This window comes from Ensifer canadensis (assembly GCF_017488845.2).
Classification (GTDB): domain Bacteria; phylum Pseudomonadota; class Alphaproteobacteria; order Rhizobiales; family Rhizobiaceae; genus Ensifer; species Ensifer canadensis.
This window is the reverse complement of the sequence record NZ_CP083370.1, coordinates 1,569,834-1,585,842: the sequence shown is the minus strand read 5'-3', so window position 1 is coordinate 1,585,842 and position 16,009 is coordinate 1,569,834. Positions and strand designations below refer to the sequence as shown.

Sequence of the window (16,009 nt, the reverse complement as noted above, 5' to 3'; positions counted from 1 at the left end):
CAGAAAAGCCCGCCTGGAGCGATCCAGGCGGGCTTTTTGTTGGTGAGGTCGATATCACATATGGCCGCCGCCGTGGTCGAGCGAGACATCCTTGTCGCCGGGATGGGTGAAGAGCTTGCCCTTTTCGGCCCAAAGGGTGGCCAGGATCGTCACGAGCCCGAAGAGGGCAAAGCCCCCGAGCAACGGCTGCAGCGTGCCATTGAACAACTGGCCGACGGCGCCACCGAGCAGTGCGCCGCCGGTCGTCGAGACGAAACCGGTGATCGCGGTCGCCGTTCCGGCAAGGTGACCCATCGGCTCCAGGCTGATCGCGGTGAAGTTGGTGGCGATGACAGCGAAGAACATCAGAAGAACCGAGAACATCAGGTAGCTGATGACGAATGCCGGCGTGCCCCAGAGCGACATGGCAAAGCCGATCACGGAAATCAGCGTGAACAGGATCATCGACACGTGCGAGATGCGGCGCATGCCGAAGCTGCGCACGAAGAAGCCGTTGGCGAAATTGGCAACGGCGATGCCGCCGGCAGTGCCGGCAAAGGCGATCGGCAGCCACTCGCCGAGGCCATAGACCTCGCCGAAGATCTGCTGGACGGTGACGATGTAGGCGCAGATGACCGCGGTGAACATCGTCATGCCGATCATGTAGCCGCAGGTGATGCGGTTGGTCAGCACCGTCTTGAAGCCGGATGCGACCGATGAGACGGAAAGCGGCAGGCGCTCTTCCTTCGGCAGCGATTCCTTCATGCGGGCCAGTGCCCAGACGAAGAGGACAGCGCCGACGATGCCGATCAGGATGAAGATCCAGTGCCAGTTGGCGTAGAGGATGACGAGCTGACCGATCGACGGTGCGACGATCGGAACGATCATGAAAACGATCATGACGTAGGACATCACCCGCGCCATCTCGCGACCACCGAAGCAGTCACGCACGATCGCCATGGTGGTGATGCGCACGGCGGCAGCGCCGATGCCCTGGACGAAGCGCAGGACCAGCAGCATTTCGAAACTCTGGGTCAGGGCGGCGGCAAACATCGACACGGTGAAGAAGGCAAGGCCGCCGAGCAGCACGGCGCGACGTCCGAACGTATCGGAAAGGCTGCCGAAGAAGATCTGCGAAAGCCCGAAGCCAAGGAAGAACACGCCGATGACGAGCTGGGTGTCGTTGGAGTTGGCGACGCTCAGCGACTGGCCGATGCTCGGTAATGCCGGCAGCATGCTGTCGATGGCGATTGCCACGCTCGCCGTCATGACGGCAATGGTGATGATGAATTCGACGAGGCCCATATTGAGGCGGGCCGCGCCCGAAACCCCGTCGACATGTTCGGATTGTGTGGTGATCGTGGTCATTGTGCGAACCCGTGAAGAGCAGATCTGGGAGGAATAATCGGCCGGCAGGCTATCGTCAGCCTGCCGGATTGTGTGCCTTGAACAGCTTTCCGCGTTCGGCGATGAGGACGAAGACGACGCCGATCGCCGCGACGGTGAAGTAGCCGATCGCGAGCGGTGTCGCCGTCCCATCGAAAGCCTGGCCGATGAAGGCGCCGATGACGCCGCCGCCGATGGTCTGGGTGAAGCCGAGCACCGAGGAGGCCGTGCCGGCGACGTGGCCGAGCGGCTCCATCGCCATCGCATTGAAGTTCGACGCGATCAGCCCGAACTGGAACATGGCGGCGCCATAGAGCACCACGAACAGCGGGAAGGGCACCGGACCATAAAGCGACGCCGCCATCCAGAGGAAGCTCGCCAGCGTGAAGCCGAGTAGGGCAGCATGCGACAGCGCCCGCATGCCGAAGCGCCGAACGAGCTGCGAATTAGTGAAGGACGCGACCGCCATCATCCCGGCAAATGCCGCAAACACGACCGGAAACCACAGGCCCAGCCCATAGACCCCGACCAGGATCTGCTGGGCAGAGTTGATGAAGCCGAAGAGCGCCCCGAGGATAACGGATGTCGCCAGCGTATAGAACAGCGACAGCCGGTTCGTCAGGACGATCTTGAAGCCGCTGAGGATGACCGAAGGGGTAAAGGCGCGGCGATGATCCGGGTTCAGCGTTTCCTGAAGCCGGAACACCACAAGCGTTGCGATCGTGAAGGCAAAGAGCGCGATGACGACGAAGATCATGTGCCATTCGGCAAAGATCATGATCAACTGGCCGACGCTCGGCGCTATGACCGGCACGATCATGAACACCATCATGATCAGCGACATCACTTCAGCCATGCGACGGCCGCCATAGACGTCGCGAACGATCGACACGGTAATAACACGGGTCGCGGCTGCACCGATGCCCTGGACGAAGCGCAACGCCAGCAGCGCGCCGAAGGTCGGCACGATGACGATTGCGATCGCGCAGACACCATAAATGCCGAGGCCGACGAGCAGCGGCGCCTTGCGGCCGAATCGATCAGACAACGGGCCGAAGAAAAGCTGCGCCACGCCCATACCGATAAGATAGGCGGTGATGACATATTGCCGATGGTTTTCGTCGGTTACACCAAGGCTGGCGCCGATCTCCTGCAGGCCGGGCAACATGATATCGATCGACACGGCATTGACCGCCATCAGCATCGCCATCAAGGCGATGAACTGAAATTTGCTGAGGCCGGGAGCGGCCGCTTCGTCTGTCATGCTCGTCATAGGCAAAATCCTTGCGGCGCGCCGGACGCAACCGAAATAGGTCAAGACCGGAGTTTGTTCCGGAAAGAGGCGACGTCGGCTGGCAAAATGCCGGTCGGCATGTCGAGAACAGTTGAGGGGACGGGCCTGGTCCGGCGCAGCGGTGCAGGCGGCATCCGATGTGAAGCGAAAGGGACTATCGGCGATGGGCAGCCGGGCCAAGCCGGAGCATGGGAACGGGCGAACGCCCTTTCAGGCTGCTTATGCCGCTTTATCGCGACCACTTCATGACAGAGCGTGAGTGTGCTCCACAGAGCGTGAGTGTGCTCCGCCTAGTAAAGAACAACGAAAATTAGACGATCCGGATTTAATTCCGGAATCAAAAAAGGCGGTCACCCGCCTTTTCCGACCAGATCGGAGTTGGCGGCCTGACTTAGGCAGCGGCGCCCTTGACCGAGATTCCCTGTTCCTGCAGGTGCGACTGGAGCTCGCCAGCCTGGAACATTTCGCGGACGATGTCGCAACCGCCGACGAATTCACCCTTCACGTAAAGCTGTGGGATGGTCGGCCAGCTCGAATAGTCCTTGATGCCCTGACGCAGGTCCGCGTCGGCAAGGACATTGATGCCCTTGTAGTCGACGCCGATGTAATCGAGAATCTGGACCACCTGGCCGGAGAACCCACACTGTGGGAACTGCGGCGTACCCTTCATGAAGAGCACCACGTCGTTGGTCTTGACTTCGTTCGCGATGAATTCGTGAATTCCGCTCATCTTTTCATCCTTCCTGCGCCCGGTTTCAAGGACCGGATATCGATTGGGCCTTAGATAGCATGCATATCGGTGATTTTCATCACCCAAGTGCAACAAATATTGATGGGCCTCAAGATGTGGTTTTAATACAACTGCTCAGGCCGAACGGCGACGGGTCTTGCTGCGTGCGCTGGCGGTTCGCCGCCGGCTCACCTGTTTCTTGGCCGGCTTTCCGATGGCGGCTTCCAGGATATCCCCTAGAATGCCACCCGTCGCCGCCTTGCGCGTCCGGCGCTTGGTCCGCTTCGTCGCGGTCCGCTTGACGCCGGTCTTCTTCAGGATTTCCTTCAGCGCGCTGTCGACAACGCCACTGACCAGTTCCTTGATCAGGTCGGCCATTCCAGCCTTACTCCGGCGCGCTGGTCTGAAGGGCAAGGGCGTGCAGAACGCCGCCCATGTTGCCCTTCAATGCGTTGTAGACCATCTGGTGCTGCTGCACGCGGGTCTTTCCGCGAAAGACTTCGGCCACGACTTCGGCGGCATAGTGGTCGCCGTCACCGGCCAAATCGCGGATCGTGACCTTGGCGCCGGGAATTCCTGCCTTGATCATGTCTTCGATGTCGCCTGGTGCCATGGGCATGATATGCCAACTCCCTTTATTATTCTGCGGCAGCAGCAGCGTTGCTGGAGCCGTCCATAAAGTCAGGGAACCACGATTCATGGGCCGAGCGCAATTGCTGAATTGCGACGGCGCGCGCTGCACCGAGCTTGACGGCATCGCCGCCGGTCTTGCCGATTTCCGGCAGGGCAACGCCTGCCTTTTCCGCACGGGCGCGAACGGCAGCGACGTTACCGGCCGCAACCGTCAGCACGTAGCGTCCCTGGTCTTCGCCATAGAAAACAGCAATCGGATCATGACCTTCGACCACATCCACGGTCGCGCCGATATCCGAAGCCATCGCCATTTCGGCAACGGCGAGAGCCAGGCCGCCGGACGAGCAGTCATGAACTGATGTCGCCAGACCGTCGACGATCAGCCCACGGACGAAGTCACCGACCTTGCGCTCATGTGCGAGGTCGACATGCGGCGCCGGACCGTCAGTGCGGCCATGGACGTCGCGCATGTAGACCGACTGGGCGATGTGCGAACCGAGGCCTTCCGGCGCGCCGGCAAGCAGGATCGTTTCGCCGGCAGCGGCAAACCGGATGCGCGCCATCTTCGACCAGTCCTTGATCAGGCCGACGCCGCCGATGGTGGGGGTCGGCAGGATTCCCTGGCCGTTGGTCTCGTTGTAGAGCGAGACGTTGCCGGAAACGATCGGGAAATCAAGCGCGGTGCAGGCCTCACCGATGCCCTTGATGGCATGGACCAGCTGGCTCATGATCTCAGGACGTTCCGGGTTGCCGAAATTGAGATTGTCGGTTGCTGCCAGCGGCAGCGCGCCGGTTGCCGTCAGGTTGCGCCAGCATTCGGCAACCGCCTGTTTGCCGCCTTCGAACGGATCCGCCTCGACATAACGCGGCGTCACGTCGGAGGAGAAGGCCAGCGCCTTGCTCTGGTGACCCTCGACGCGCACAACGCCGGCGTCGCCGCCCGGCAGCTGCAGCGAGTTGCCCTGGATCAGCGTGTCGTATTGTTCGTAGACCCAGCGGCGCGAGGAATTGTTGGCCGAACCGACCAATTGCACGAGCGCATCAGCAACGTCCGTCTGCGGGATGTCGTTGGTCGCAAGCGCGGTCGGGACCTTGGCCGGGGTCCAGGGACGGTCGTATTCCGGCGCTTCGTCGCCCAGTTCCTTGATCGGCAGGTTCGCCACTTCTTCGCCCTGATGCAGAATGCGGAAACGCAGGTCGTCCGTGGTCTTGCCGACGATCGCGAAATCGAGGCCCCACTTGACGAAGATCGCCTTGGCGACTTCTTCCTTGGCCGGCTCAAGCACCATGAGCATGCGCTCCTGGCTTTCCGAAAGCATCATTTCGTAAGCGGTCATGCGCTCTTCGCGCACCGGCACGGTGTCGAGGTTAAGCTCGATGCCGAGGTCGCCCTTGGCGCCCATTTCGACGGCCGAGCAGGTGAGGCCGGCTGCACCCATGTCCTGGATGGCGATGACGGCACCCGTCTGCATCAGCTCGAGGCAGGCTTCGAGCAGGCACTTTTCGGTGAAGGGGTCGCCGACCTGCACGGTCGGGCGCTTTTCCTCGATCGATTCGTCGAACTCGGCCGAGGCCATGGTCGCGCCGCCGACGCCGTCACGGCCGGTCTTGGCGCCGAGATAGACGACCGGGAGGCCGACGCCTTCGGCCTTGGAGTAGAAGATCGCATCGCTTTTGGCGAGACCGGCGGCAAAGGCGTTGACGAGGATGTTGCCGTTATAGCGGGCATCGAACTCGACTTCGCCGCCGACGGTCGGAACACCGAAGGAATTGCCGTAGCCGCCGACGCCGGCAACGACGCCGGAAACGAGGTGGCGGGTCTTCGGGTGATCCGGCGAGCCGAAGCGCAGGGCGTTCATCGCCGCAACCGGACGGGCGCCCATGGTGAAGACGTCGCGCAGGATGCCGCCGACGCCGGTCGCAGCACCCTGGTAGGGCTCGATATAGGACGGATGGTTGTGGCTCTCCATCTTGAAGACGACGCAGTCGCCATCATCGATGTCGACGACGCCGGCGTTTTCACCCGGACCCTGGATGACGCGCGGGCCCTTGGTCGGCAGCGTGCGAAGCCACTTCTTGGAAGACTTGTAGGAGCAGTGCTCGTTCCACATCGCCGAAAAAATGCCGAGCTCGGTAAAGGTCGGCTCGCGTCCGATCAGGCCGAGAATGCGCTCGTATTCGTCGGGCTTGAGCCCGTGCGAGGCGATGAGTTCCGGGGTGATGGGGCGGGTGTTGGAAATCGTCATCGTCGACCGTCAAATCCTTCGGGCGGCGCGCAATCCTTCCACGGGATATGGCGCGTGCGAACCGCAACAGACACAGGGGGCGCTTTGCCGCTTCTTTAGCGTATGCTGCGGCGCGGCGCGACAGAAAAATACGGGCGATCAACAACGGTTGCCGCCCTTTTTGATGCCCTCACGCGCCTCAGGTGGTGCCGACCTGTCAGAACTTGTAGCCGAGTGCGAGATCGGCACGGGTCGAGCCATCGTTGGGGCCGCCGCAAAGTTCGGCATGCGAGGCATGCGCCACCGTTGCCGACAGGTTCCAATGCTCGTTTAATCTGAATCCGGCTGCGGCATATTCGCAGGCGCTGTCGAAAGCAAACTGACGAGAACAAGCGACGATGTCGCGAGGCGGTGGGATGAACGAAGAAAAAGCAATGCTGGCATGCCGAATTGTTGAGGCGAATCGATCTACACAAGACTGCTAAAACATACGGGACACCGGGTTATCAGTCGAAACTGTCGTAACCCACTCGTCCGCTGTCGAGCAACCGCCGCAAAGTCTGGAAGCCGTTGCGCACTTCGGCACGGTCGGCCGGTGAGGAAAAGCCGATACGGATACGGTGAAAGACGCGGTCCGCCCGGCCGGCCTTGAATTCGTCCTCGTCGTCGACGAGCACGCCTTCCTGCAGTGCAGCCTGCTTGAATGTGCCGGAAAGCCACGGTTCCGGCAGCTTCATCCAGAGGAAGGGAACGCACGGATGCGAGCTGAACTCGATGCCATCGAACACTTCGCGGGCAATCGCCTCGCGCGCCCGGATCTCTTCGATACCCTTGCCGCGCAGAATAGTGGCCGCTCCGGAAAGCACCAGCCGCGAACACAGCTCCGCCAGGATGAACGGCAGGCCGCCACTGACCATCTTGTGGGCAATGCGAATGCGCTGGCTGAAATGGGGAGGGCAGGCAACCCAGCCGCCGCGCACACCGGCAGCAACAGACTTTGAAAGACCACCAACCAGGAAGGTCCGCTCAGGTGCAAGCTCCGCTAAAGGCGGCGTCGGATCGCCGGTCATGGCGCCGTAGAGATCGTCCTCCACCAGCCAGACACCGTACTTGCGGGCGATATCGGCAATCGCCTGACGCCGGGCGAGCGGCATGACGGCAACGGTCGGATTCTGCGCGCTTGGCATAAGGAAGGCGAGCTTGGGATGCTGCTGCGCGCAGACCCGCTCGAAATCCTCGGGAATCAGGCCGAATTCATCCGATTCCATCAGGGTCGTGCGGCGCCCGATCAAGCCGGCGCTGCGGCTGACCTGGGAATAGGTCAAGGTCTCGAAGGCGATACGATCGCCGGGCGAGGTGACTGCCGCGATCACGGCAATGACAGCCGCGTGCGCTCCGAGCGTCGGCACGATCGTTTCAGGCGAGGGACGAAAGCCGCCGCGCGCCAGCCATTGGCATCCGGCCTCAAACCAGTGATCCGGGAAATTGCGCGCGTAGCTGGCAATGTCGGCGTGGTGATCGCGGCTGATCTCGCTCAAGAGCTCACTCAGGACAAAGCCCTGGCCGATGTCCGGCGCCGCGGTGCTGTCGAAGCGCAATTTGCCGGCGGGTGCAATCAGCGGCCGGGTGCCGGCCAAGGATGTGGTCAGCGGATCGGCCTGCTCGGGCGGGCGGCTTTCCTGGTGATCGAGAACATAGGTTCCGCGCCCGACCTCGCCGCTGACGAGGCCGCGTTCGCGCACGATATTGTAGGCGCGTCCAATGGTACCAATGGTGACACCAATGTCATAGGCGAGATTGCGCTGCGGCGGCAATTTTGCGCCGACGGGCAGGGCGCCTTCGCCAATTGCCTGTTCGATCTGGTCGGCGATCCGCGCATAAAGCGGACCATGACCCTGCTGAATGTCCGGGAGCCAATTTGTCATAGTGACAATTACCTAGATTACACAGCGAAATATGTCAATTATCACCAATGCAATGATAGCAATCGATGCATTGGAGCCTACAATGAGTACAATTGATACAATTTGCTCGGCAGTCGTGAAAAAGGCCCCTCGCGCGCGTCGCAAGATCGGGTTTGATGTCGAAATCTCGGGGAGTGCTAAGAACGCGCTTCAACGTCTCTGGCGGCTCTATTGTTTCCTGGCCGCCAAGAGACGCAGCCGGTTAGCTCTCGAAGAGATGAGCGATTGGCAACTGATCGATATCGGGGTCTGCGAGAAGGATGCCCGGCGGGAATCGTCCGTGGCGTTCTGGCGTTAACGGGCATCACACAAAGCGTGCGGTGGTTTTGCGATAGCGGCATGCGAACAAAGCGCCGTATGCCCTAGAGATTGCGACGCGCATCAGCGAACGCTGAGGGCACCAGCCAACAGCGTCCGAACTCTCAACCGGTGCCTGGATTAATTGCAGCCCTGGCCGCCAGCGGCCCAACGCCGGATATCTGCACTCATGCGGGTGGCGACCGGTTCGCTCATGAGCGGTCCGAACGCCTGCAACCGCGCCGGCTGGCCTTCCGCCTGGATGACGGCAAGCGGCCGTGCTTCCGGCGACTTGCGCGGCACGATCAGGATGCGGGGACGTCCGGAGAAGGAATTGAGTTCAGGGGCAAGCCGGTAGTTCTTGAAGGCAGCATCGCCCGATTTGAACCAGCAGCTGTTGGCGCCGAGCGCCACGCGTTCCATTGTCGGCAGGGCTGCCGAGCTTGCCGTCGGCGCCGGCGGGCGCGATGTTTGGCAGGACGCCAGAAGCGTCAGGGCGAACGCCGCGCAAGCAGGGCCGGTCAGGCGTCTAGAAAACATGGAAGGCATCGACGGTCTCGCTTGCGTTACGGGGATGGTCGGATGCCTTCTATCAGCGCGACGGTTAAGCGGCGATTACTTCGAGAGCCGAAGCGAAGATGCCGCGACCATCGGCGCCGCCATGAGCCGCCTCGATCAGGTTTTCCGGATGCGGCATCATGCCGAGCACGTTGCCGGCCGTGTTCATCACGCCGGCAATATCGCCCATCGAGCCATTCGGATTGGTGCCTTCGGCGTAGCGGAACACGACCTGGCCGTTGCCTTCGATCGTCTTCAGGGTCTCCGCGTCGGCGAAGTAGTTGCCGTCGTGGTGCGCAACCGGGCTGCGGATGATCTGTCCCTTGGAATAGGCGCGGGTAAAGTCGGTGTCGGCGTTGACGACTTCGAGCTTGACCTCGCGGCAGACGAACTTGAGCGATGCGTTGCGCATCAGCGCGCCCGGGAGCAGACCGGCCTCGACCAGGATCTGGAAACCGTTGCAGACGCCGAGGACCTTCACGCCCTTTTCGGCCTTCGCCTTGATCGCCTGCATGACCGGCATGCGCGCGGCAATCGCGCCGCAGCGCAGATAGTCACCGTAGGAGAAACCGCCGGGGATGACGATCAGGTCGACATCAGGGATCTCCGTTTCGGTCTGCCAGACGGTTACGGGCGCCTTGCCGGAGATCTTGGTGAGGGCAGCGATCATGTCGCGATCGCGGTTGAGGCCTGGAAGCTGGACGACGGCTGACTTCATGGTGCGGTTCAAACCCTGCCTGCGCCTCTTGAAGCTCATGCAATTCGAGGCGGTTTCCGATGCGGCCGAAGCGCAATTTGACGCGCTCGGGCCGATATTGGATGCACTGCGCATCCTGCTATTTCGAAACCATCGAGCCGCGGACAGTATGCCCCTTCGATGTCGTTTCGGCTGATCTGCGTGAGGATGGCCCATGTCAGATGGGCCTCCTCATTATTTCCAGATCACGCCGGCCTTCACGTCAGGCCATCCGCGGCACTCCGCCGCCATCAGGCGAGGGAGATGGTGTAGTTTTCAATCACTGTGTTGGCGAGCAGCTTTTCGCACATCGCCTTGAGGTCGGCCTCGGCCTTGGCTTTGTCGCCGGTTTCGATCTGTAGATCGAAGACCTTGCCCTGGCGGACCTGGCCGATGCCGTCGAAGCCGAGTGCGCCGAGCGCACCTTCAATTGCCTTGCCCTGCGGATCGAGAACGCCATTCTTCAGCGTCACGGTTACACGTGCCTTGATCACTTTCACTTTCCCCGAACTAACTTGACCAGAAATTACTTGACCAGAACGGGGCCGGTGCCGCGCACAGGCTCGTTCTCGTTCATGATGCCGAGACGGCGAGCCACTTCCTGATAGGCCTCGACCAGCCCGCCCAAATCACGGCGGAAGCGGTCCTTGTCGAGCTTTTCCTTGGTCTCGATGTCCCACAGACGGCAGCTATCCGGCGAAATCTCGTCCGCCAGGATGATGCGCATCATGTCGCCTTCGAACAGGCGGCCACACTCGATCTTGAAATCGACGAGCTGGATGCCGACGCCGAGGAACAGGCCGGTCAGGAAGTCGTTGATGCGGATGGCAAGCGCCATGACGTCATCGAGTTCCTGCGGGCTTGCCCAACCGAATGCGGTGATGTGCTCTTCGGAGACCATCGGGTCATCAAGAGCATCGGCCTTGTAGTAGAATTCGATGATCGAGCGGGGGAGGACGGTGCCTTCCTCGATGCCGAGGCGCTTTGCCAGCGAGCCGGCAGCAACGTTGCGCACTACGATCTCAAGGGGGATGATCTCGACTTCCTTGATCAACTGCTCGCGCATGTTCAGGCGGCGAATGAAGTGCGTCGGAATGCCGATACGGTTCAGATGCGTGAAGATATACTCGGAAATCCGGTTGTTCAGCACACCCTTGCCGTCGATGACGTCATGCTTTTTCTTGTTGAAGGCGGTCGCGTCGTCCTTGAAAAACTGGATCAGCGTGCCCGGCTCGGGACCCTCATAGAGGATCTTTGCCTTGCCCTCGTAGATACGGCGGCGACGATTCATGGATATTGTCTCTGTGGTTGTTGGCGCACTTGGGTCGCGCTAGTGGAGTCTTCTCACGGCGTCCATAGCTGAAAAGAACGCGTTTCACAATCGGCGTATCTTCCCTTCCCCTGATTTACCTAAAGCGTGTCGCAACCTTTCAGATTCGCTCCTTGCGCATCCGTTCTTTGGTTTTTCGCATGCCGTTGTCGCAAAACCGCTGCGCACTTTTGCGCGACATGCTTACGGTACCACGAAAGTCACGAAACGAGAAAACTTCGCATTGCACTTTGACCACTGTTTTGGTTTATGGCCATAACTATTTCCGGCATGGAATTCTCACGGGAGATCAATTGATGACGACGATGCAGGATCGCGAAAAGGCCTTCGAAGCAAAGTTTGCGCTGGACGAGGAACTGAGGTTCAAGTCTGAGGCGCGCCGCAACAAGCTTCTTGGTCTCTGGGCTGCCGGCTTGCTCGGCAAGAGCGACCCAGAGGCCTATGCGAAGGAAGTCGTTGTGGCCGATTTCGAAGAGGCCGGCCACGAGGACGTTGTGCGCAAGATCAAGGCCGATTTCGACGCTGCCGGCGTTGCCCAGAGCGAAGAGCAGATCCGTGTGCGCATGCTCGAGCTTCTCGGCGTCGCCATCGAGCAAGTCCAGAGCAGCTGATCTTCGAGGCTATCATACGCCCATGATATCGCCGCTCGGCCTCAGGTCGGGCGGTTTTTATTTGACCGCCTTGTAGCGACGCCCTTTTTCCGGCGGCGCATCCGCGTTCGGTGACAGTTTCCAGCCGCTCTTGATGCGCTGTTCGAAATCGAGGCGGCTCATCGGCTTTGCCAGGGCGTAGCCCTGCAGAATATCACAGCCAAGCTCCCTCAGTATCGCCGCGTGCTCCCACGTTTCCACACCTTCGGCCACCACCTTGATATTGAGCGAATGCCCGATGTCGATGATGGCACGAACGAGCTTTGCCTGCTTGGCGCTTTCGTTGATCGGCCCCACCAGCGCCCGGTCGATCTTCAGGCGGGCCGGGTTCAGGTTGAGCAGGCCGATAATCGAGGCATGGCCGGTGCCGAAGTCGTCAATTTCGATCTCGATACCGAGCGTGTTGAGCGCGGCGATCGTCGCGGCAATCTCGTCTTCGAGATCGTCAAGAAAGATGGATTCCAAGAGCTCGAAAGACATGACACCAGGCGGGATGTTCATGGCGCGAAGGTCTGAAATCAGGCTCGGGTCCCGCAGTCTGCGCGAGGAGACATTGACCGAGATCTTGGGGACGGTCAGACCGGCACGCCCCCAGGCCGCAAAATCGGCATAGGCCATCTCGACGATGTTCCTGTCGATCGCGGGCAGGGCGTTGATCTCTTCAGCTACCTTCAGAAAGTGGCTCGGAGGAAGAATTCCGCGTTCCGGGTGGTCCCATCGCACCAGAGTTTCGACGCCGGTGAGCTCCAGCGAGTGGGCGTCGAACTGCGGCTGATAGTAGGGCACGAACTGGCCTTCTTCGATCGCCTGACGGATATCGTCGCCGGTGCGTTTGGCGCTGAGGATCTGGTTCTGGATCTGCTCGGAAAACACCTCGAAGCGATCGCGGCCGAGGCTCTTGGCCCGGTAGAGCGCGATATCTGCATTCATCAGCAGTTGCTTGGGATCCGTCTCGACCTCGCCCCTCCAGGCAATGCCGATGCTGGCCCCGAGCCGGCAAAGCTGGCCGTCATAGGGAATGGGCCGGCGGAAGGCATGGACGATGCGGGCGGCCAGATCTCCAAGCTCGTCCATCCCGCGGCCGCGCCGACAGAGAATCACGAATTCGTCGCCGCCGATGCGGGCGATGAAATCGTCCTGGTCGGCATGAGACCGCAGGATTGCGGCTGCATGGGTCAGCATCGCATCGCCGGCCTGATGCCCGAGCGTGTCGTTGATCTGCTTGAAGCGATCAAGATCGAGGTGGAGGATAGCGTTGAGCGTCGGATCGTCCGCCAGTATCTGGTCGAGATAGCGCCTGTTCGGCAGGTCCGTCAGGTAGTCGTGCAACGCGTTGTATTCGATACGGATGCGCGCTTCCTCAAGCTCGCGGTTGCGGGCCTCGGTTGCGGCCTTGGCCTTGCGCAGTTCCTCCTGCAGCGCGATGTCTTCGGTTACGTCCCAGTTCGCGCCGATCAGTTTGCGGGTGCCATCGCGGTCGACATAGAACGCCGTGTTGGCGCGAATGTGCCGGATTTCTCCATTCGCCAGGACGATGCGGAACGCATTGGTGAAGGGTGCACCCGCGGCGACGCCGTCATTGACGCGGGCGATCGCCTTTTCGCGGTCGTCGGGGTGGAGCATATCTTCCCAACTGCGGCCGCTGGGCGCGCCGGCTTTGGGGTCAAGCCCATAAATACCGAGGATACGTTCGTCCCAAAGCGTCTCCTGGGTTTCAAGGTTATGGTCGAAGACCCCGATCTTCGATACGTCGAGGGCAAGTCTCAGGCGCCGCGAGATTTCCTCCAGCCGCGCCTCGGCCTCCTTGCGCGGCGTAATGTCGGTGTCGGTGCCGATGATGCGAGTGGGCTTGCCGTCCGGCCCATAGGCGACGGATGCGCCGCGGCTTTCGATCCAGACCCAGTGTCCGTCCGCATGGCGTTCGCGGTACTGGAAGGTGTTGTACGTGACCTCTCCAGAATCCTGGCGTCCGATCGAGGCCATGACATGCGCGCGGTCGTCCGGATGCACATTCTCGATCCAGCGATCGAGCGCGCCATCGACCTCGGCGTCATCAGCCAGACCACGCAGGCGCTTCCAGGTGGCGGAATAGAAGAGGTTTCCGGTCGAAAAATCGTGATCCCAGACGCCTTCAAGTGCGCTTTCCAGCGCATACTTCCACCGCGTCTCGTCGTTGCGAAGCCCCGCGATCTCGGCGATCAAGTGGTCGACCGGCAGCATCAGCAGCATGCGACCGTCCGCCATTGCATAGGAAGTGCAGACCACCGAAACGATATCGGCTGCTCCATGCAAGCGGATCGTCTGGGCGGACGCGGAAGATCGCACCGTCCCGGTCGGCCTCAGCAGGTGATGGTCGTCGGGGTGAACAAGGTCACGAAGAGAACGGTTGAGCAACTCTGCCGGCGGAAGACGCAGAAGCTCGCTGGCATAGGGGTTTACCGAAACGATTGACGCTTGTTCATTGAAAACGAGCGCCGCCACCGGCAGCTGGTCCAGCGCCGCTTGCGTCACGATATTCAGCTTCGCCGGCGCGCGGCGTTCGCTCCTGATGGGATCTTTCGGTCCGGTCACGTATCCCACGATCCAGCATTTGTTGCCGGCAGATGATGATCGCGGACCATGAACTTCGGATTAATGCCGAGTCGTCTTATTCGCAGTGCGATCAGGGTTGGAGGCGGCTGAGGAACTGCGCAAAGACCATCGTGCCTTCCGGCCAGGGGCCATGCCCGGACTCGGTGTTGAGGTGGCCGGATTCCCCCGCATCCACCAACAGCGAGCCCCAGGACTTGGCGATTTCGTCGGCATGCTCATAGGAGCCGAACGGATCGTTGCGGCTTGCGATCAACAGCGACGGGAACGGCAGCGGATCGCGGGGATAGGGGCCGAATGTCATGAGATGCTTCGGACGGATCGCGGCATTGGCCACGTCAGGCGGAGCCACCAGGAAGGCGCCGGCGATCTTCTTTTCGATGTGGGGCAGGGCATGGACCGCGGTCGCGACGCCGAGGGAGTGGGCGACGATGACCACCGGCTTTTCAGCGGCATTGACCTCCTCGACCATGCGCGCCACCCAATCCTCGCGCACGGGCTTGGCCCATTCGGCCTGCTCCACGCGGCGGGCGGTGGACATTTTTCTCTCCCAGCGTGACTGCCAATGGTCAGGGCCGGAGTTGGTGTAGCCGGGAACGATGAGGATATGGGCGTCGGAAAGTTTCATAATGGCCGCGATGTGGCGTCGAAAATCGTCGAAGTCAAGGCGTAGGCGACAGAGGCATCATTTTATGTATAATCGACACTGCAGGTCGCGGTCGATGCGGCTCGAGTTTTGCCGTTGTCGCTGGTCCGGGACCGCTCTGTAGTGGTTGAGGAGTGTGAGCCATGACAACATTCCATGTTCTGTCGGGACCGGACGCCAGCGTCGCCCATCCCGGAATAAAAAAGATCGGCCTGGCTGACGTGATGGACGCGTTGCGCCTCGGGTTCAACGACTTTCGCGAAAAGCCGTCTCACTATGTTTTTCTCTGCTTGATCTACCCCATCGCCGGTGCCGTGCTCATGACGTGGAGCGCGGGCGCCAACATGCTGCCGCTGCTCTATCCGCTCGCGTCCGGCTTTGCCCTTATCGGGCCGGTCGCCGCCATCGGACTCTATGAAATCAGCAGGCGCCGCGAACTTGGCATGGACACGTCCTGGCCTCACGCCTTCCGCCTGCATCGATCTCCGGCACTGCCCTCGATCGTGGCTGTCGCAGCGATGCTATTCGTCATCTTCATTGCCTGGCTCCTGGTGGCACAGGCGCTCTATATCAGGATCTTCGGCGCCGAACCGCCGGCATCGATCGCCGCCTTCTGGAACGGCATCGTCAACACGGAGCAGGGCTGGAACCTGATCCTGGTCGGCAACGCCGTCGGGTTCGTCTTCGCCGCGATCGTGCTGTCGATCAGCGTAGTGTCGTTCCCGTTGCTGATCGATCGTGACGTCGGTGCTGTGGCTGCCGTCGAAACCTCGATACGCGCAACTCTCGTCAATCCCATCCCGGTTGCCTTCTGGGGGCTGATCGTTGCGGCCGGCCTGCTGATCGGGTCGATCCCGGTCTTCGTCGGCCTTGCCGTCATCATGCCGATCCTCGGTCACGCGACATGGCACATGTATCGCAAGATGGTTGAGCCCGGTGCTCGCAGCAGCCGTATGCGATAACGACAAAACGGCCAGCCTCCCGGAGGCTGG

At 61.1% G+C, this 16,009-nt stretch carries 17 protein-coding genes; 3 read left to right on the top strand and 14 right to left on the bottom strand.

The genetic code is table 11. The features are described 5' to 3' along the window. Positions 1–54 precede the first annotated feature (54 nt). From J3R84_RS07800 to J3R84_RS07765, 8 genes are all read right to left on the bottom strand, one after another. A complete protein-coding gene (locus J3R84_RS07800; RefSeq protein WP_025427162.1) occupies positions 55–1,347 on the bottom strand; it encodes a multidrug effflux MFS transporter in 1,293 nt (430 codons plus the stop codon). Positions 1,348–1,402: 55 nt separating this feature from the next. Then, on the bottom strand, positions 1,403–2,638 hold the full coding sequence (locus tag J3R84_RS07795; RefSeq protein WP_025427161.1) for a multidrug effflux MFS transporter: 1,236 nt from the start codon (positions 2,636–2,638) through the stop codon (positions 1,403–1,405). Positions 2,639–3,050: 412 nt separating this feature from the next. After that, positions 3,051–3,389, bottom strand: a complete 339-nt coding sequence (grxD, locus tag J3R84_RS07790; protein ID WP_025427160.1) for a Grx4 family monothiol glutaredoxin — start codon at positions 3,387–3,389, stop codon at positions 3,051–3,053. Positions 3,390–3,524: 135 nt separating this feature from the next. Beyond that, a complete protein-coding gene (locus J3R84_RS07785; protein ID WP_025427159.1) occupies positions 3,525–3,767 on the bottom strand; it encodes a hypothetical protein in 243 nt (80 codons plus the stop codon). A gap of 7 nt (positions 3,768–3,774) precedes the next feature. After that, positions 3,775–4,008 carry a BolA/IbaG family iron-sulfur metabolism protein gene (locus J3R84_RS07780; protein ID WP_025427158.1) on the bottom strand — a complete coding sequence of 78 codons (234 nt, stop codon included), beginning with the start codon at positions 4,006–4,008 and terminating at the stop codon, positions 3,775–3,777. Positions 4,009–4,027: 19 nt separating this feature from the next. Continuing rightward, positions 4,028–6,268 carry a phosphoribosylformylglycinamidine synthase subunit PurL gene (purL, locus tag J3R84_RS07775; RefSeq protein WP_025427157.1) on the bottom strand — a complete coding sequence of 747 codons (2,241 nt, stop codon included), beginning with the start codon at positions 6,266–6,268 and terminating at the stop codon, positions 4,028–4,030. A 196-nt stretch (positions 6,269–6,464) separates the two neighbouring features. Continuing rightward, positions 6,465–6,551 carry a hypothetical protein gene (locus tag J3R84_RS39005; RefSeq protein ID WP_376742567.1) on the bottom strand — a complete coding sequence of 29 codons (87 nt, stop codon included), beginning with the start codon at positions 6,549–6,551 and terminating at the stop codon, positions 6,465–6,467. A 202-nt stretch (positions 6,552–6,753) separates the two neighbouring features. After that, positions 6,754–8,172, bottom strand: coding sequence for an aminotransferase-like domain-containing protein (locus tag J3R84_RS07765; RefSeq protein ID WP_025427156.1), 1,419 nt, complete (start codon positions 8,170–8,172; stop codon positions 6,754–6,756). A gap of 31 nt (positions 8,173–8,203) precedes the next feature. On the opposite strand from J3R84_RS07765, the gene J3R84_RS07760 reads away from it, so the two are divergent. After that, positions 8,204–8,509 (top strand): DUF1127 domain-containing protein, encoded by a 306-nt coding sequence (locus J3R84_RS07760; RefSeq protein WP_038576122.1) that lies wholly within the window; start codon positions 8,204–8,206, stop codon positions 8,507–8,509. A gap of 140 nt (positions 8,510–8,649) precedes the next feature. On the opposite strand, the gene J3R84_RS07755 is transcribed toward J3R84_RS07760, so the two are convergent. The 4 genes from J3R84_RS07755 to purC all read right to left on the bottom strand — a co-directional run bounded on the left by J3R84_RS07755 (position 8,650) and on the right by purC (position 11,093). Next, positions 8,650–9,057: a hypothetical protein gene (locus tag J3R84_RS07755; protein WP_025427154.1), complete on the bottom strand. Its 408-nt coding sequence runs from the start codon at positions 9,055–9,057 to the stop codon at positions 8,650–8,652. Between the two features lie 55 nt (positions 9,058–9,112). Then, positions 9,113–9,784: a phosphoribosylformylglycinamidine synthase subunit PurQ gene (purQ, locus tag J3R84_RS07750; RefSeq protein ID WP_025427153.1), complete on the bottom strand. Its 672-nt coding sequence runs from the start codon at positions 9,782–9,784 to the stop codon at positions 9,113–9,115. 269 nt (positions 9,785–10,053) lie between these two features. Next, positions 10,054–10,296: a phosphoribosylformylglycinamidine synthase subunit PurS gene (purS, locus tag J3R84_RS07745; protein ID WP_025427152.1), complete on the bottom strand. Its 243-nt coding sequence runs from the start codon at positions 10,294–10,296 to the stop codon at positions 10,054–10,056. Positions 10,297–10,328: 32 nt separating this feature from the next. After that, positions 10,329–11,093, bottom strand: coding sequence for a phosphoribosylaminoimidazolesuccinocarboxamide synthase (purC, locus tag J3R84_RS07740; protein ID WP_025427151.1), 765 nt, complete (start codon positions 11,091–11,093; stop codon positions 10,329–10,331). A 335-nt stretch (positions 11,094–11,428) separates the two neighbouring features. On the opposite strand from purC, the gene J3R84_RS07735 reads away from it, so the two are divergent. Further along, complete coding sequence (locus J3R84_RS07735) at positions 11,429–11,743, top strand: DUF1476 domain-containing protein (RefSeq protein ID WP_025427150.1); 315 nt, start codon at positions 11,429–11,431, stop codon at positions 11,741–11,743. 57 nt (positions 11,744–11,800) lie between these two features. Here J3R84_RS07735 and J3R84_RS07730 read toward each other — a convergent pair whose 3' ends face one another. Together J3R84_RS07730 and J3R84_RS07725 are read right to left on the bottom strand one after the other, a co-directional pair. After that, a complete protein-coding gene (locus tag J3R84_RS07730; protein ID WP_051509167.1) occupies positions 11,801–14,353 on the bottom strand; it encodes a sensor domain-containing protein in 2,553 nt (850 codons plus the stop codon). A 91-nt stretch (positions 14,354–14,444) separates the two neighbouring features. Then, entirely contained in the window at positions 14,445–14,999 is a 555-nt protein-coding gene (locus J3R84_RS07725; protein ID WP_025427148.1) for an RBBP9/YdeN family alpha/beta hydrolase, read from the bottom strand. A gap of 161 nt (positions 15,000–15,160) precedes the next feature. Here J3R84_RS07725 and J3R84_RS07720 point away from each other — a divergent pair, with 161 nt between their 5' ends. Beyond that, complete coding sequence (locus J3R84_RS07720) at positions 15,161–15,979, top strand: DUF2189 domain-containing protein (RefSeq protein ID WP_057208670.1); 819 nt, start codon at positions 15,161–15,163, stop codon at positions 15,977–15,979. The last annotated feature ends 30 nt before the right edge of the window (positions 15,980–16,009 follow it).

Bases quoted from the DNA above. Each gene is read 5' to 3' on its own strand.
- J3R84_RS07800 (WP_025427162.1), bottom strand. From the start codon at position 1,347: ATGACCACGATCACCACACAATCCGAACATGTCGACGGGGTTTCGGGC.
- J3R84_RS07795 (WP_025427161.1), bottom strand. From the start codon at position 2,638: ATGACGAGCATGACAGACGAAGCGGCCGCTCCCGGCCTCAGCAAATTT.
- grxD (WP_025427160.1), bottom strand. From the start codon at position 3,389: ATGAGCGGAATTCACGAATTCATCGCGAACGAAGTCAAGACCAACGAC.
- J3R84_RS07785 (WP_025427159.1), bottom strand. From the start codon at position 3,767: ATGGCCGACCTGATCAAGGAACTGGTCAGTGGCGTTGTCGACAGCGCG.
- J3R84_RS07780 (WP_025427158.1), bottom strand. From the start codon at position 4,008: ATGCCCATGGCACCAGGCGACATCGAAGACATGATCAAGGCAGGAATT.
- purL (WP_025427157.1), bottom strand. From the start codon at position 6,268: ATGACGATTTCCAACACCCGCCCCATCACCCCGGAACTCATCGCCTCG.
- J3R84_RS07765 (WP_025427156.1), bottom strand. From the start codon at position 8,172: ATGACAAATTGGCTCCCGGACATTCAGCAGGGTCATGGTCCGCTTTAT.
- J3R84_RS07760 (WP_038576122.1), top strand. From the start codon at position 8,204: ATGTCAATTATCACCAATGCAATGATAGCAATCGATGCATTGGAGCCT.
- J3R84_RS07755 (WP_025427154.1), bottom strand. From the start codon at position 9,057: ATGCCTTCCATGTTTTCTAGACGCCTGACCGGCCCTGCTTGCGCGGCG.
- purQ (WP_025427153.1), bottom strand. From the start codon at position 9,784: ATGAAGTCAGCCGTCGTCCAGCTTCCAGGCCTCAACCGCGATCGCGAC.
- purC (WP_025427151.1), bottom strand. From the start codon at position 11,093: ATGAATCGTCGCCGCCGTATCTACGAGGGCAAGGCAAAGATCCTCTAT.
- J3R84_RS07735 (WP_025427150.1), top strand. From the start codon at position 11,429: ATGACGACGATGCAGGATCGCGAAAAGGCCTTCGAAGCAAAGTTTGCG.
- J3R84_RS07725 (WP_025427148.1), bottom strand. From the start codon at position 14,999: ATGAAACTTTCCGACGCCCATATCCTCATCGTTCCCGGCTACACCAAC.
- J3R84_RS07720 (WP_057208670.1), top strand. From the start codon at position 15,161: ATGACAACATTCCATGTTCTGTCGGGACCGGACGCCAGCGTCGCCCAT.